Raw genomic sequence first — 13926 nt, forward strand, 5'->3', positions numbered from 1 at the left:
CCAACGATCATGGAATTCACCCTTACCGAGGCCCAGCAGGACCTGTCCGGACTGACACGATCCGTCGTCACCGAACTGGTCACCAACGACCGCCTTCGTGAACTCGACGCCGCCGAAGACCGTTTCGATGCCCTCTTGTGGAATGCACTGGCTTCGGCCGGCGTTCTCGGCGCGGCCCTTCCGGAATCGGTGGGCGGCGACGGATTCGGTGTCCTCGAGCAGTGCAGCATCCTGGCCGAACTCGGCCGCGGCGTCGCAGCTGTTCCGTTCCTGACGTCCATCGTCGGGTCCGCCGCAGCGATAGCCGAATTCGGCTCGGACAAGCAGCGCGACGACTGGGCAAGCGCTGCCGCTGCCGGTGAGAAGATACTCACCGCGGCCCTCGCCGAGGAATACAACGACGACCCGGCACACCCGATCACGCGTGCCGAGAAGACCGCCGATGGTTGGCGCATCGACGGAGCCAAGATCACCGTCGACAGTGCTCCGCTCGCAGATCTGTTCCTCGTCCCTGCCATCACCGAGGACGGTGTCGCGGTCTTCCTCGTCGAACCGTCGGACGCGGGCGTGAGCATTACCAGGCAATCGACCACGGATTTCTCGAGTGCGGCCCTGGTCGAGTTCGATTCGGTGCAGATCCCGGCCGATCGTGTTCTCGGCTCGGTTGCCCAAGGATCCGACATCGCGGCATGGATCGTCGAACGAATTCAGCTCGGTTCCAGCGCCTACCAGTACGGGGTGCTCGATCAAGCGCTGAAGCTGACCGCCGAATACGCCACCGAGCGTGTACAGTTCGGCCGTCCGATCGGTAGTTTCCAGGCCGTGGCCCAGCGCCTCGCCGACGGATACATCGACGTCAAGGGCGTGCGCCTGACTCTCTGGGCCGCAGCGTGGCGTCTGAGCGAAGGACTTCCGTCCGACGGGGCCGTGCAGACGGCCAAGTTCTGGGCTGCAGATGCGGGACACCGCGTCGGGCACACCGCTGTTCACGTTCACGGCGGCGTTGGTCTGGACGAGGACCATCCGGTTCACCGCTACTTCCTCGCGGCCAAGCATCACGAGTTCCTGCTCGGCAACGCAACAGATCAGCTTCGCGCACTGGGCAAGGAACTTGCCGCAGTTCCTGCCTGAGTGCGTCCCACCGAGTGGAAATCCATGACCTGGTCCGAGACGAATCGATGATGATGCAGCTATGAGTCAGAGCCCCACTGTTTCCGATCTACTCCTCGGAGTCAGCGAGATCGACGACCGCGGTATCCGTTTCGAGGACCAGGTCATCACCTGGCGCGAGCACATTCAAGGCTCGTTCGATCGAGCAGCGCTGCTGGACACGCTGCTCGATCGAACGCGCCCCCGGCATTTCGGTCTTCTGATGGAGAACGTCCCCGAATTCTCACTATTGCTCGGCGCAGCATCGTTCTCGGGTTCGGTTGCTGCCGGCCTGAACACGACCAGGCGCGGCCCGGCATTGGCGCGAGACATCCAACTCTCCGACTGCCAGGTCATCTTCACCGAGAACAACCAGGCACATCTACTCGACGACGTCGATCTCGGTGACGTCCGGGTGATCAACGTGGATTCTCCGGCCTGGACGCAATTGTTGGCGCCCTTCGCCGATACGCCGGCCTACGCGTCGACGGCGCAGCCCGATGATCTGTTGATGCTCATTTTCACTTCCGGAACAAGCGGTGATCCCAAAGCGGTTCGGTGCACGCACCACAAGTTGGCCTCTCCCGGAGTCATGCTTGCCGATCGTTTCGGGCTCGGCGCCGACGACGTCGTCTACATGGCGATGCCCATGTTCCATTCCAACGCCATGATGGCGGCGTGGACGGTCGCGCTGCACGCTCGTGCGGGAATTGCCATGCGCCGCAAGTTCTCCGCTTCGGGCTTTCTGCCCGACGTTCACAAGTACGGAATCACGTACTCCAACTACGTCGGAAAGCCGTTGTCCTTCATCGCTTCCACCCCCGAGGTGCCGAACGAGCGGGAGAACACCTTGAAGATCATGTACGGCAACGAGGGTTCGGCGCCCGCCGTCGCCACCTTCATCCGGCGCTTCGATGCCCGCGTCATCGACGGGTTCGGTTCCACCGAGGGCGGCATTTCGATTTCCGCGGCGCCGGTGCCGAGGACCGGCGCCCTCGGACTTCTCCCGGACGGAGTCAAGATCCTCGATCCCGAGACCGGAGCCCCATGCCCGCCTGCAGTCTTCGACGCTGACGGCCGGATCACCAATGCCGACGAGGCAACCGGTGAACTGGTCAACGTCACCGGCCCAGGCACATTCGCCGGGTACTACAAGAACCCGGAAGCCGACGCCGAGCGAATGCGCAACGGCCAGTACTGGAGTGGCGATCTGGCGTACACCGACGTCGACGGCTACGTCTACTTCGCGGGACGCAGTTCCGGTTGGCTACGAGTGGACGGCGAGAACATCGGCGCCGCACCCATCGAACGATCGCTCGTCGGTTACCCGGGCTTCGCGCAGGTGTCCGTGTACGCAGTACCCGACAGCGATGTCGGCGACCGCGTCATGGCGTCGGTGATTCCGGTCGGCGACGTCGACAACTTCGACCCGGCAGCCGTAGCCGAATACATCGATTCCCGGCCGGAACTCGGGCCGAAGCAGAAACCGACCTTGATCCGCGTGTGCAGTGAGTTCCCGAGAACGGCGACGTTCAAGGTGGTCACTCGAACGCAGAGCGCCGAACGATGGAACACATCCGATCCGGTGTGGATCCGCCGGCGCGGAGAATCCGACTTCCAATTACTCACTCCCGAAATGGCACTCGGCCTCGAGAAGACGCGAGAGCCGGTCTAGTCCGATATCTCAGTAGTGCTAAGCAAGCGGTTTGCGACGCTCGTCGACATCACACCACTGTGCGATGTCAACGCCATTCCGAAACTCAGCCAATCCGAAATACCGTGATTTTGCTCCGCTGTCTCACCATCGCGCCCGTTCTTCCGGCAAAATTACGGGTATGAAGAACCCGAACCTGACGCCTTCGCGCGTTCTCGCAGTTGTCCTCGCTGCCGCCCTGGTCATTTTCGTGATCGCACGTCGCCGCGACGACGGCGCTCTCAGCCGCGGAGAATGGTTGTCGGACAGCGTCGGACCGGACGACCTCGCCGGCTGAAACGACGTATGCCCTCGGCCGAAACTCGGCCGAGGGCATACGTACGTGTCATCTACTACTTCATCGAATCCAGTCGGGTTCGCGCGTCCTCGAACCCCGACACCAGCTCTGCCATGACCTCGGCGACCGGTCGGATCTCGTTCATCCGTCCCACGATCTGACCGACGGGCATTGCCACAACTTCCGGGTTCTCCGATGCAGCGATTCTCTGATGAGCGTCGCTGACCAGTAGGTTCTGCAGCGGCATCGGCAAGGGCGCCGGTGCTCCCGGGTTCGACCAGGCTTCCGTCCACTTGGTCTTGAGCAACCGAGCGGGCTTACCCGAGTAGATGCGCGAACGTACGGTGTCGGCCGACGTCGCGCCCAACAGTGCACGCTGAATAGCGGAAGGGCCTTCGCCCGATGCACTGCCGAGTTTGTATTCGGATGTGGTGAGCCAGTACGAGCCCATCCACACTCCGGACGCACCGAGTGCAAGTGCAGCAGCCACCTGACGGCCGCTGCCGATACCGCCGGCGGCCAGTACGGCAGCTGAATCGCCCAGCGCATCAACAATTTCCGGAACGAGAACCATCGACGCAATTTCGCCGGTGTGACCGCCGGCCTCGTAGCCCTGTGCGATCACGATGTCGACACCATTCTCGACATGACGACGTGCATGCTCGACTGCGCCGGCCAGTGCTGCTACCGGAACGCCTTTCTCGTGCGCCTGATCGATGACGTCCTTCGGCGGCGATCCCAGTGCATTCGCAATCAACGCGATCCGGTGTCCCAGAGCAACATCGACGTGAGACCGCGCCACCGAGTGAAGCCATCCCAGTACGCCGGTCGCATGCTCGACGTCGTCGGAAAGCGGCGGCACACCGAGCTCGTCGAGCGTGCGGTTGACGAAGGCGCGGTGCTCCTCCGGAATCAGCTTGTCGAGATCGACGGCGCCGCCCTCTGTCGGCACCTTGGCCGGCATGACGATGTCGACGCCGTACGGCTTACCGTCTGTGTTCTCGTCCATCCACGTCAGTGCGGCTTCGAGTTCTTCCGGGTCGTTGAACCGGACACAACCGAGCACACCGAGACCACCCGCGCGACTGATGGCGGCCGCGACGTGCTCGGAAGGAGTGAATCCGAAGATCGGGTATTCGATGCCGAACTTGTCGGCGAGATCCGAACGCATCAGGCTTCCACGCTTTCGTTTGCGGACGACACAGGAGCGCCGTTTCCGTTGTGATCATCGGCCTCGCGCGATTCCGTTTCGGCCTTCGCCCAGCGGTAGTCGGGCTTGCCGGCCGGATTGCGCTTGATCTGGTCGACGAACCACACACTGCGCGGAACCTTGTATCCGGCAATCTCTTTGCGCGCTGCGGTGGCGATGTCGTGCAACGTCGGCGACGTGCCTTTACGTACCTGAACCACTGCGGCAACCCGCTGACCGAAGCGCTCGTCGGGGATACCGACCACCAGCACGTCGAAGATGTCCGGGTGCGCCTTCAACGCGCCCTCGACCTCTTCCGGGTAAACCTTCTCGCCGCCGCTGTTGATGGACACCGAACCGCGGCCGAGCATCGTGACCGTGCCGTCGGCTTCGACCTGAGCGTAGTCGCCGGGGATCGAGTAGCGAACGCCATTGATGGTGCGGAAGGTTTCGGCCGTCTTGACCTCGTCCTTGTAGTAGCCGAGCGGGATGTTGCCCTTGCGCGCGAGCATGCCGCGCTTGCCCGATCCGGGTTCGACCTCGTTGCCGTCGTCGTCGAGAACCGTTGTGGAGGCGTCGATCTTGACCGTCGGACCGCCAGTATGCTTCTGCCCCTTGCTCAGCACGGCCAGTCCGCCGAAGCCGGTCTCGGATGCTCCGATGGAGTCGGTCAGCAGGCGGTTGGGCAACAGTTCGAGGAACTGCTCCTGGATGCTCGGCGAGAAGAGCGCAGCACTGCTGGCCATCACGTAGAGCGTCGAAAGATCGTACGGCTCACCCGTCTTCGGATTGCCGGCGATCAGTGCGTCGAGCATCGGACGGCCCATCGCGTCACCCGTGATGAAGATCAGGTTGACCTTGTGCTTGTCGATGTTCTGCCACACCTCGTGGGCGTCGAATTCCGGGTGCATCAAACAGGTTCCGCCGCCGAAGAGGCTGTGGAACACCGCAGACTGCGAACCACCGTGAATCATCGGGGGAATCGGGTAGCGGATCATGCTCGGGTTGGCTGCGCCGACCTTCGCCATCTCGTACTCGTCCTCGACCGGAACTCCGGTGACGAAGTTGATGCCGCCGCCGAGAACACGCCACCAGTCCTCGTGGCGCCACATGACGCCCTTGGGACTTCCGGTGGTGCCGCCGGTGTAGAGCATGAAGATGTCGTCGTTGCTGCGTTCTTCGAAATCACGCTCAGCCGAACTCTGCGCGAGTGCGTCCTCGTAGCCGATGCCGAAAGCACTGAAGTCCAGATCGGTGCCGTCCTCGACCACGATGACGGACTTGACCTTGGGAGTGTTCGGCAAGACGTTCGCGACCTTGTCCGAGTAGCGGCGCTCGTGAATGAGCGCAACCATGTCGGAGTTGTCGAAGATGTACTGCAACTCGTTCTCGACGTACCGGTAGTTGATGTTGACCATCACGGCCCGGATTTTGAAAACGGCGACCATGGCCTCGATCGCCTCGATGACGTTCCGGCAGTAGATGCCGACCTTGTCACCCGGTTGAACGCCATGTTCACGCAGGTAGTGACCGAGGCGGTTTGCTCGGTCCTCCAACTGCGCATAAGTCATCTCGCGGTTGTCCGAGACCAGCGCAACGCGGTCCGGAACGAGGTCGATTGCGTGCTCTACGAAGTCTGCGATGTTAAGGGCCACGAGTTCAAAGTAGAACGTGTTACCGTTTCTGGCAAGACCCAATTTGAGAGCCAGCTCACAGACCCGCCAGGAGCCATCAGTGTCCACTTCGACGACCGAAAAATCAGACATTTCGGAAACCGCGCCGCATTGCCTCGTGGAGAAGCGTGGCCACGTTCTCATCGTGACCATGAATCGCCCCGAGCGTAAGAACGCCATCACCGGCGAAATGATGGCGATCATGGTCGACGCCTGGGATCAGGTCGACAACGACCCCGAAATCCGCGTCGCGATCCTCACCGGAGCTGGCGGCGACTTCTGCGCCGGCGCCGACCTCAAGAACATGTCCGCCAAGCCTCCGGGAGATTCCTTCGCGGGCGGCGGCGTCGACATGTCCAAGATCGAAGGTCTACTCAAGGGTCGCCGGTTGACCAAGCCGCTGATCGCTGCGGTCGAGGGTGCAGCCATCGCCGGCGGAACCGAAATCCTGCAGGGCACCGACATCCGCGTCGCGGGCGAGAGCGCCAAGTTCGGCGTCTCCGAAGCCAAGTGGGGGCTCTTCCCGCTCGGCGGTTCCGCGGTGCGTCTCGTTCGACAGATTCCGTACACGATCGCAGCCGACATCCTGCTCACCGGCCGTCACATCAAGGCTCCGGAGGCCAAGGAGATCGGGCTCATCGGCCACGTCGTCCCGGACGGTCAGGCCCTCGACAAGGCGCTGGAGCTCGCGGACCTGATCAGTGCAAACGGCCCCCTCGCCGTGCAGGCGATTCTCAAGACCATCCGCGACACCGAGGGCATGCACGAGGAAGAGGCCTTCCAGATCGACGCGCAGCTGGGCATGAAGGTGTTCATGAGCGCGGACGCCAAGGAGGGCCCGCGGGCTTTCGGTGAGAAGCGGGCGCCCCAGTTCAAGGGTGTATGAGTCAGGGTTGTCTGACCCACCCCTGTCTGACCCACCCCCCTTCCCGTCCCCTCTCGGTCCCACCCACCCCCTTTTCGAGCGAACGTACCTTTCGGCGCCTTCAGTGCGCCGAAAGGCACTTTCGCTCAGCCGGTTTCGTCCAATTTGACCCACCTCGACCTCGCGAACACCTGTGGCCGGGGACGTGACTGCGCCAATCTGTAGTGCGCACGCAGGTCCTCGATCACACGATCAGGGTCCGTTCGCAGTGCACTGGGCACCGTCGGCAACACGATGATTCCCGCATTCTGCATACGCGTCCGGCGTTCCACCGTGCGCTTGTAGTCCGTCGGCGCGGCATGCCATTCCAAGGAGTCGATGTCCCACGCGAAGGCAACCGAATCGATCCATCCGTCCGGAATTGCGATGAAGTCTCCGTCGGCATCCCGGATCTCATGGTTGAACAACATTTCCGGCAGCCCGCTCCGCTGCCACAGTTTTCGCGCGTGAACCTCCGGAACCGAGTGGACGTTCGCGTTCACTTCGCGCAACACGACCCGAGGTAGCGCGGAACCCCGACTGCTACCCGCCTTGAGTTCCTTCGCAAGTTCGCGCACCGAGACGTCGCCACGCTGAACGACCTCGGCAATGAGTGCCCGTGTGGGATCGAGGGCCTTGCACCGCCTCGCAGCGTCGAGTAATGCCCGCGGCAGCGGCGCACAGCGCAGTCCGTTGCGAATCTCCGGCTCAGGCAGTCGAATAGTGCGCTCTACCGTGACAAATCCAACTGATTGAACTCGACGGTCGATGGGGATGAGCACCTGCACATCCCCGGCGTGCGTCCGATATCCGTACTCCGACATGGCAGATCGCCCCGTCAGCAGAGACTCGTCACCGCTCAACATGAGCGCAGCGATCGATCGTTGACGTGGCGTCGGTTGACCATTTCGGAGCAGGATCACTCCTGGCAATATGCGCTGCCAGGGTCCGCCCGCTCGACACCGGGTGTGCACGGCGGAGTTGGAGACGCCCAATCGCGCCAACTCGGCCGTTCGGATCACTCCACTTCGACTGACGCGGTAGATCGCGTCCAGATCATCGCCCCACATTCCACGTCGCATGGTTGCAGCATGACTCGAGTAGCAGCGCGGGCCCCGGCGGCGACCTGGGGTTTTGGCGGCCCTGTGGATAACTTTCGGCGAGCGAAAGGCGCGTTGAGCGCCTCAGATGCGCTGAACGTGCCTTTCGCTCGGAAAAAAAGGGGGGTCCCGCTCGAAAAAAAGGGGGTGCCCCGCTCAACCACCCACCGCGGCCGCGAGCTCTCGCACATGGTCGGCGTCGCGGCAGGTCACCAGCAGCATCGTGACTCCGGCTTCCTCCCAACGCTTCACGTCTGCGCGCACCTCGTCGACGTTGCCGATGATCATGGTCTCGGTGACCATCTCGTCGGGGACAACGGCAGCAGCTTCATCCTTGCGGCCCGACATGAAGAGGCGACCGATCTCGTCGACCTCCTTCTCGTAGCCCATCCGCTTGTAGACCTGCGCGTGAAAGTTCAACTCCGGGGCGCCCATTCCGCCGACGTAGAGGGCGGTCATCGGCTTGAGCGCGGCGATGGCGCCGGCGCGATCGTCGGTCACGATGACCTGGCACGTGGCGGCCACCTCGAAGTCTTCGCGACTACGACGGGCCCCGGCGCGAGCGAAGCCTTCGTCGAGCCACTTGTTGTACATCGGGGCCAGGCGTGGGGTGTAGTAGATCGCCAGCCACCCGTCGGCGATTTCACCGGCGAGCGCGACGTTCTTCGGCCCTTCGGCGCCGAGCCAGATCGGGATGTCCGCACGCAGCGGGTGCGTAATGGGCTTGAGCGGCTTGCCAAGTCCCGAACTGCCCGGTCCCGCATACGGCAGAGGGTAGTGGGGGCCGGGGCTGGTGACGGGCGCTTCACGGGCGAGGACCTGGCGCACGATCGAGACGTATTCGCGGGTGCGCGCGAGCGGCTTCTCGAATGGCTGGCCGTACCAACCTTCGACGACCTGCGGTCCGGATACGCCGAGCCCGAGGATCGTTCGCCCACCGTTTAGGTGATCGAGAGTGAGCGCGTGCATGGCACAGCTGGTCGGTGTTCGCGCCGAAATCTGTACGACGGACGTGCCGAGACGGACGTTCTCGGTCCGAGATCCCCACCAGGCGAGCGGGGTGAAGGCGTCCGAGCCCCACGACTCCGCCGCGAAGACCGCGTCGAATCCCGCGCCTTCCGCGGCCTCGATCAGTTCCGGGGCGTTTGCCGGCGGCTGTGCGCCCCAGTATCCGAGTTGCAACCCAAGCTTCATCGCAGGCCTCCACATTGCCGGTGATCAGAAGTGACTCTTGCCACAATCTCTAGAACCTGTTCTACTCGATCTTGTGACCATCGGAAAGAGCGGGGTGGCCGACAAGCCCCTGAGCGCACCATTGAATCTCCATTTCGACTACACCAGATCGACGGGACCGACCATCGGCGCGTTCGTGACTGCCCTGCGTGATCGCAAGGTGATCGGCGCACGTGGGTCGAACGGTCGTGTCTTCGTGCCGCCACCGGAATTCGATCCGGATACGGCCGAACCACTGACCGACTTCGTCGGAGTCTCCGACGGCGGAACGGTCGTGAGTTGGACGTGGATGCCCGAACCCATCGAGGGTCAACCCCTGACGAAGCCTTTCGCGTGGGCCCTGATCAAGCTCGACGGCGCGGACACGTCCATGCTCCACGCGGTCGACGTCGACTCCCCCGACGACATCAGCACCGGCCTGCGGGTCCGTGCTCGCTGGGCGTCGGAGCGGATCGGGCAGATCAAGGACATCGAGTGCTTCGAACCAGGTGAGAGCGAAAATGGAATCGCGACAGTCGATTCCAGCGCCGATCCTGTCACCATGATCACGACGCCTGTCGACCTGCACTTCATGCATTCCGCCTCGGCCGAGGAGAGTTTCTACCTCCGTGGTCTCGCAGAAGGCAAACTGATCGGTGGTCGCAGCGGACCCGAAGACAAGATCTACATCCCACCGCGCGGCGCGAATCCCACCAACGGGAAGCCGACGAGCGAGCAGATCGAACTGCCCGACAAGGGAATTGTCACCACCTTCTGCATCGTCAACGTCCCGTTCCTCGGGCAGCGAATCAAACCGCCCTACGTGGCCGCCTACGTGCTTCTCGACGGAGCCGACATTCCGTTCCTGCACTTGATCCTCGAATGTGATGCCGCGGACGTACGCATGGGCATGCGCGTCGAAGCCAAGTGGAAGCCTCGCGAAGAGTGGGGTTACACCCTCGAGAACATCGAATACTTCCGGCCGACAGGTGAACCCGACGCCGAGTACTCCACCTTCCAACACCACCTGTGAGGCTCCTGAAATGACTTCTGCAGACATCGCAGTCGTGGGCTTTGCTCAGGCACCCCACGTCCGCGAAACCAACGGCACCACCAACGGCGTCGAGATGCTCGTCCCGTGCTTCCAGCAGCTCTACAGCGATCTGGGAATCACCAAGTCCGACATCGGCTTCTGGTGCTCCGGATCTTCCGATTACCTGGCCGGACGAGCGTTCTCCTTCATCTCGGCCATCGACTCCATCGGAGCGGTCCCGCCGATCAACGAATCTCACGTCGAGATGGATGCTGCGTGGGCCTTCTACGAAGCGTGGATCAAGATCTTGACCGGCGAGGTCGAGACCGCGCTGGTGTACGGCTTCGGCAAATCCTCCGCCGGGCACCTGCGCAAGATCCTGTCCATGCAGCTCGATCCGTACCTCGTCACTCCGCTGTGGCCGGACTCCGTCTCGATCGCCGGACTTCAAGCCCGACTCGGACTCGACGCGGGTAAGTGGACGCAAGAGGACATGGCGGAGGTTGCCGCTCGTAGCCGTCGTCACGCGCTGAGTAATCCGAAGGCTCAGCTCGCAGGCGAGGTCGACATCGAGGCACTACTCGCCAGCCCGTTCCTCGCAGATCCGTTGCGCGCACACGATTGTGCGCCCATCACCGATGGTGCGGCAGCAATCGTCCTGGCCTCGGGTAACCGCGCCCGCGATCTCTGCGAGCGGCCGGCGTGGATCACCGGACTCGAGCATCGCATCGACTCCCCCAACCTGGGTGCACGTGACCTGACCACGTCGCCGTCCACAACGTCGGCAGCCAAGGCGGCAACAGGCGGCGAGGTCGGCAACATCGACGTCGCCGAGCTGCACGCGCCGTTCACTCACCAGGAATTGATCTTGAAGGAAGCGATCGGCCTGACCGACGCCACCACGATCAACCCGTCCGGCGGTCCACTCAGCGGCAACCCACTGTTCGCCGGTGGTCTGGAACGAATCGGCCACGCCGCCAAGGCAATCTTCGACGGTCAGGCGAATCGCGCTCTGGCCCATGCAACAAGCGGCCCTGTGCTGCAGCAGAACCTGGTAGCAGTCTTGGAGGGACGGAACTGATGGCCGGAACGCCTCAACTCGCGGCCGTGCTCGGCACCGGCCAAACTCACTACGTCGCAAAGCGTCATGATGTCTCGATGGCGGGCTTGGTTCGTGAAGCCATCGACGCCGCGATGCTCGACGCCAACGTCGGCTGGGACGACATCGACGCCGTCGTCATCGGAAAGGCCCCCGACCTGTTCGAGGGTTCGATGATGCCCGAACTCGCCATGTCGGATGCTCTTGGCGCCAACGGAAAGCCGTTGCTGCGTGTTCACACTGCCGGCTCGGTGGGTGGTTCGACGGCTATCGTCGCCTCCAGCCTGGTCAAATCCGGTGTCCACAAGCGCGTTCTGACGGTTTCCTGGGAGAAGCAGTCCGAGTCGAACGCCATGTGGGCGCTGTCCACACCGGTACCGTTCAACATGCCTGTTGGCGCCGGCGCCGGTGGATACTTCGCCCCGCACGTCCGTTCGTACATTCGTCGATCGGGCGCACCGGAGCACATCGGCTACCTCGTCGCGGTGAAAGATCGGCTCAACGGCAGCCTCAATCCGTATGCGCACCTGCGGCAGCCGGACATCACCTTCGAATCGGTGCAGGCATCTCAGATGCTCTGGGATCCGATCCGCTACGACGAGACCTGCCCGTCCTCGGACGGCGCGTGCGCTCTGGTGATCGGCAACGAGGAAGCGGCCGCACAGGTCGAGGCCGAGGGTCGTTCGGTCGCGTGGATCCACGCGACGTCCATGCGCACCGAGCCGACCTTCTATGCCGGACGCGATCAGGTCAATCCGCAGGCCGGCCGTGACGCCGCGGCCGCGCTGTGGAAGTCCGCGGGAATCACCGATCCGCTCAACGAAATCGACTGCGCCGAAATCTATGTCCCGTTCTCGTGGTTCGAGCCGATGTGGCTCGAGAACCTCGGTTTCGCGGAGGAAGGCCAGGGATGGAAGCTGACCGAGGCCGGCGAAACCGCGATCGGTGGCAAGCTCCCGGTCAATGCCTCGGGCGGTGTTCTCTCTTCCAACCCGATCGGTGCCTCGGGGATGATCCGTTTCGCCGAGTCGGCGATGCAGGTCATGCACCGCGCCGGCGATCACCAGGTGGCCGACGCGCGCAAGGCTCTCGGCCATGCCTACGGCGGTGGCTCGCAGTACTTCTCGATGTGGGTCGTCGGCTCCGAACGTCCCACCACGTAACAGCAGCACACACGCCGATCAGGAAGAGGCCGAAGATGAAGTACACCGTCGGGGTTGCCATGAACCCCTTGGACCAGTTAGCCGGCATCGCCAAAACGGCCGAGGAATGCGGCTTTTCGTCGATCGCTCTCCCCGATTCACTGTTCTTCATGGAAACGCAGGCGGCGGATTACCCGTACACCCCGGACGGGTCTCGGATGTGGAATGCCGAGACCCCCTGGGTCGATCCGCTGATCGCCGCAGCTGCAATGGGCGCGGTGACCGAGAAGATCGAGTTCTACACCCAGGTGCTCAAGCTGGGTAGCCGCAATCCGGTCCTGCTCGCGCGGCAGGTCGGATCTGTAGCGGCATTGACGAACAACCGTTTCGGCTTCGGTGTCGGAATCGGTTGGGCTCCTGAAGAGTTCGAGTGGTGCGGCGCTCCGTACAAGCGTCGCGGCGCCCGAGTGGACGAGATGATCGACGTTCTCAAACTAATTCTCGGCGGCGGGATGGTCGAGTATCACGGCGAGTTCTTCGATTTCGATCGCCTGCAGATGAGTCCGGCTCCCACCAAGCCGGTTCCGTTCTACGTCGGCGGCCACACCGAGGTGGCGCTCAAGCGTGCTGCGCGAGTCGGCGACGGTTGGACCTCGGCGATGATCAAGTTCGACGACCTGGTGGGTGTGATCGCACGACTACGCGAACTGCGCGCCGAGTACGGCCGCGAGAACGAGCCGTTCGAAATCCAGACGGTGTGCATCGACCGTTTCGGCAAGGACGGTTACGCAGAACTCGAAGATGCCGGCGTCACGGACATCATCACCGTACCTTGGGTTTTCGACGGAATCGGCTTCGATGCCCCGCTGGAGGCAAAGCAGGATTCGATGCGTAAGTTCGCCGAGCAGTACATCAACTGAGGAGTCGCGATGACTGACGAACACCCCGCCCGCGTCGCGGGTAACGCTTCGCGCGCCGCAGCGAGTGGCAAGAACAAGGAAGCCTGGCTGGACCTCTTCGCCGAGGACGGTTGGGTGGAGGATCCGGTCGGGCCGTCGGGATTCGATCCCGAGGGCAAAGGCCATCACGGACGCGAAGCGATCTCCAAGTTCTACGACATGACGATCGCGACCGCGGACAAGCTCGAGTTTCTGATCGACGATTCACTGGTGTGCGGCAACGAGAACGTCAACATCGGCAAGATCCGGACCACCATCGGCGGCTCGATCATCGACGCCGAGGGCGTGTTCGTCTATCGCGTGAACGACGCAGGCAAGATCGCGTCACTTCGAGCATTCTGGGAAGTGGACCGTGCGATGAAGACGGCACGCAAAGCCTGAGAACCCACAGTACGAGAGCGGCCCCGGTCATCGACCGGGGCCGCTCTCGTCGTATTCGAATCAGCCTGTCGTACTTGCACCAAGAACCTCGAAA

General features: G+C 62.9%; 13 protein-coding genes. 9 read left to right on the forward strand and 4 right to left on the reverse strand.

What is annotated here, in order from left to right; all coding sequences use genetic code 11:
* Positions 1–9: 9 nt before the first annotated feature.
* The 3 genes from EEB12_RS10815 (at position 10) to EEB12_RS30475 (ending at position 3140) form a co-directional block, all read left to right on the forward strand.
* Positions 10–1131 (forward strand): acyl-CoA dehydrogenase family protein, encoded by a 1122-nt coding sequence (locus tag EEB12_RS10815; RefSeq protein WP_020968503.1) that lies wholly within the window; start codon positions 10–12, stop codon positions 1129–1131.
* Between the two features lie 61 nt (positions 1132–1192).
* Positions 1193–2824 carry a long-chain-fatty-acid--CoA ligase gene (locus EEB12_RS10820; RefSeq protein WP_141487753.1) on the forward strand — a complete coding sequence of 544 codons (1632 nt, stop codon included), beginning with the start codon at positions 1193–1195 and terminating at the stop codon, positions 2822–2824.
* 160 nt (positions 2825–2984) lie between these two features.
* Complete coding sequence (locus tag EEB12_RS30475; protein ID WP_019746984.1) at positions 2985–3140, forward strand: hypothetical protein; 156 nt, start codon at positions 2985–2987, stop codon at positions 3138–3140.
* Positions 3141–3195: 55 nt separating this feature from the next.
* Here the strand turns inward: EEB12_RS30475 and EEB12_RS10825 are convergent, their stop codons facing one another.
* Both EEB12_RS10825 and EEB12_RS10830 read right to left on the reverse strand, forming a co-directional pair.
* On the reverse strand, positions 3196–4311 hold the full coding sequence (locus EEB12_RS10825; protein ID WP_003945863.1) for an NAD(P)H-dependent flavin oxidoreductase: 1116 nt from the start codon (positions 4309–4311) through the stop codon (positions 3196–3198).
* A complete protein-coding gene (locus EEB12_RS10830) occupies positions 4311–5984 on the reverse strand; it encodes an acyl-CoA synthetase (RefSeq protein ID WP_070386329.1) in 1674 nt (557 codons plus the stop codon). Before EEB12_RS10830 ends, EEB12_RS10825 begins: the two co-directional genes overlap by 1 nt.
* A 79-nt stretch (positions 5985–6063) precedes the next feature.
* Between EEB12_RS10830 and EEB12_RS10835 the strand changes: the two genes are divergently transcribed.
* Positions 6064–6888, forward strand: a complete 825-nt coding sequence (locus tag EEB12_RS10835) for a crotonase/enoyl-CoA hydratase family protein (RefSeq protein ID WP_007734275.1) — start codon at positions 6064–6066, stop codon at positions 6886–6888.
* A 125-nt stretch (positions 6889–7013) separates the two neighbouring features.
* Here EEB12_RS10835 and EEB12_RS10840 read toward each other — a convergent pair whose 3' ends face one another.
* Both EEB12_RS10840 and EEB12_RS10845 read right to left on the reverse strand, forming a co-directional pair.
* Positions 7014–7988, reverse strand: a complete 975-nt coding sequence (locus tag EEB12_RS10840) for a hypothetical protein (protein WP_141487754.1) — start codon at positions 7986–7988, stop codon at positions 7014–7016.
* A 174-nt stretch (positions 7989–8162) separates the two neighbouring features.
* Positions 8163–9200, reverse strand: coding sequence for an LLM class F420-dependent oxidoreductase (locus EEB12_RS10845; RefSeq protein WP_021342922.1), 1038 nt, complete (start codon positions 9198–9200; stop codon positions 8163–8165).
* Positions 9201–9273: 73 nt separating this feature from the next.
* On the opposite strand from EEB12_RS10845, the gene EEB12_RS10850 reads away from it, so the two are divergent.
* The 5 genes from EEB12_RS10850 to EEB12_RS10870 are packed head-to-tail and all read left to right on the forward strand — an operon-like array spanning position 9274 to position 13832.
* Positions 9274–10251: a Zn-ribbon domain-containing OB-fold protein gene (locus tag EEB12_RS10850; RefSeq protein WP_019746979.1), complete on the forward strand. Its 978-nt coding sequence runs from the start codon at positions 9274–9276 to the stop codon at positions 10249–10251.
* Positions 10252–10261: 10 nt separating this feature from the next.
* Complete coding sequence (locus EEB12_RS10855; protein WP_003945801.1) at positions 10262–11332, forward strand: thiolase domain-containing protein; 1071 nt, start codon at positions 10262–10264, stop codon at positions 11330–11332.
* Positions 11332–12513, forward strand: a complete 1182-nt coding sequence (locus tag EEB12_RS10860) for a thiolase domain-containing protein (RefSeq protein WP_021342919.1) — start codon at positions 11332–11334, stop codon at positions 12511–12513. The genes EEB12_RS10855 and EEB12_RS10860 overlap by 1 nt, the downstream gene beginning before the upstream one ends.
* A gap of 35 nt (positions 12514–12548) precedes the next feature.
* Complete coding sequence (locus EEB12_RS10865; RefSeq protein ID WP_019746978.1) at positions 12549–13412, forward strand: TIGR03619 family F420-dependent LLM class oxidoreductase; 864 nt, start codon at positions 12549–12551, stop codon at positions 13410–13412.
* A 9-nt stretch (positions 13413–13421) separates the two neighbouring features.
* Positions 13422–13832, forward strand: a complete 411-nt coding sequence (locus EEB12_RS10870) for a nuclear transport factor 2 family protein (RefSeq protein WP_019746977.1) — start codon at positions 13422–13424, stop codon at positions 13830–13832.
* Positions 13833–13926 lie beyond the last annotated feature (94 nt).

Source organism: Rhodococcus sp. WS1 (assembly GCF_003797745.1).
Classification (GTDB): domain Bacteria; phylum Actinomycetota; class Actinomycetes; order Mycobacteriales; family Mycobacteriaceae; genus Rhodococcus_F; species Rhodococcus_F erythropolis.

Bases quoted from the DNA above. Each gene is read 5' to 3' on its own strand.
- EEB12_RS10815 (WP_020968503.1), top strand. From the start codon at position 10: ATGGAATTCACCCTTACCGAGGCCCAGCAGGACCTGTCCGGACTGACA.
- EEB12_RS10820 (WP_141487753.1), top strand. From the start codon at position 1,193: ATGAGTCAGAGCCCCACTGTTTCCGATCTACTCCTCGGAGTCAGCGAG.
- EEB12_RS30475 (WP_019746984.1), top strand. From the start codon at position 2,985: ATGAAGAACCCGAACCTGACGCCTTCGCGCGTTCTCGCAGTTGTCCTC.
- EEB12_RS10825 (WP_003945863.1), bottom strand. From the start codon at position 4,311: ATGCGTTCGGATCTCGCCGACAAGTTCGGCATCGAATACCCGATCTTC.
- EEB12_RS10840 (WP_141487754.1), bottom strand. From the start codon at position 7,988: ATGCGACGTGGAATGTGGGGCGATGATCTGGACGCGATCTACCGCGTC.
- EEB12_RS10845 (WP_021342922.1), bottom strand. From the start codon at position 9,200: ATGAAGCTTGGGTTGCAACTCGGATACTGGGGCGCACAGCCGCCGGCA.
- EEB12_RS10855 (WP_003945801.1), top strand. From the start codon at position 10,262: ATGACTTCTGCAGACATCGCAGTCGTGGGCTTTGCTCAGGCACCCCAC.
- EEB12_RS10860 (WP_021342919.1), top strand. From the start codon at position 11,332: ATGGCCGGAACGCCTCAACTCGCGGCCGTGCTCGGCACCGGCCAAACT.
- EEB12_RS10865 (WP_019746978.1), top strand. From the start codon at position 12,549: ATGAAGTACACCGTCGGGGTTGCCATGAACCCCTTGGACCAGTTAGCC.
- EEB12_RS10870 (WP_019746977.1), top strand. From the start codon at position 13,422: ATGACTGACGAACACCCCGCCCGCGTCGCGGGTAACGCTTCGCGCGCC.